General features: G+C 69.8%; 1 protein-coding gene. It reads left to right on the top strand.

The features are described from left to right. A partial coding sequence (locus ACXAID_RS28180) for a hypothetical protein (RefSeq protein ID WP_475025444.1) occupies window positions 1-1,109 on the top strand: 1,109 nt, incomplete at both ends.

Genomic DNA, 1,109 nt, shown 5'->3' with positions numbered 1-1,109 from the left:
GCCCACGCCAAGCAGGCCATCGGCGCGCTGTGGGCGACGGTCAACCCGTACAGCAGCCGCGAGGTCATCGCGTTCGCGGCGCAGGCCGCCCGCATCATGCTGGCAGCGCAGACCGCGGCGGCGCGGGCCGCCGCGGTGGGTCAGTCGCAGCAGCTGCTCGCGCTCGGCGTGAAAGCAGCCGCACTGCAGACAGTCCCCGTCGATGTGCGAGCCAAGAGCGCCGCCATCGTCGGCGGAAAGCTGGTGTTGCAGCGGCCGACGGTGACGGTGGACTACGCCGATAGCAGCGCGAAGATCACAGCCGCCGACATGACCACAGCCGCGGTGTTTCAGCGGCCGGCTCAGACGTTCCGGTTCGTGCAGTCCAAGGGTGGTGTCGACGCCGCGAAGCAGTCGATGCAGCGGATCGACACGCTGATCGACGACAACCTGATGCTCGCCCAGCGCCTCGCGCAGCACCAGGTGCTGTCGGCGGCCGCCGCACCGCCGGCCGACCTGGACCGGCCGAAGGTCAAGATCATCGGCTACCGCCGGGTGATCCACCCCGAGCTGTCCCGCGGCGGCACCTGCGGCATGTGCATCGCCGCATCGGACCGGCTCTACAAGGTCGGCGAACTGCTGCCGATCCATGACCACTGCAAGTGCACGATCGCCGCGGTCACCGAGGACTACGACCCGGCCGACGACCTCAACACGGTCGACCTCAACCAGCTCTACAAAGCCGCTGGCGGCACCTCGGTGGCGCATCTGAAACGGACCCGCTACAAGGTCGACGAGCACGGCGAGCTCGGCCCGGTCCTCGTCCCGGCGAAGAAGTACAAGCCGCGCACCACGAAATCGAAGGTGCGGGTCGGTGGTACCGGCCTCGTCGACGGCAAGCCGGAAACCTCCGAGGATGTCGCGGCGCGGCACCTGCCGCTGCTCGAGAAAAGCCTTGCCGACCTGCGGGCCCGCGGGGTCGCTGAGGACTCCAAGCAGGTCACCTGGCACAAGGACCAGATCGAACGCTTCCGGGCGATTGTCGGCGATCGGGACATCCCCGCGGCGCGCAGCGGGGACGATGGACCCGTGCAGCCGCCGGGGGGACCGCCGCGGCCGCCGGCCAGCGG

The sequence above is a fragment of the Mycobacterium sp. ABE4_509 genome, assembly GCF_056160785.1.
The sequence above is the reverse complement of the archived record's forward strand: the minus strand, read 5'-3'. Positions and strand labels throughout refer to the sequence as shown.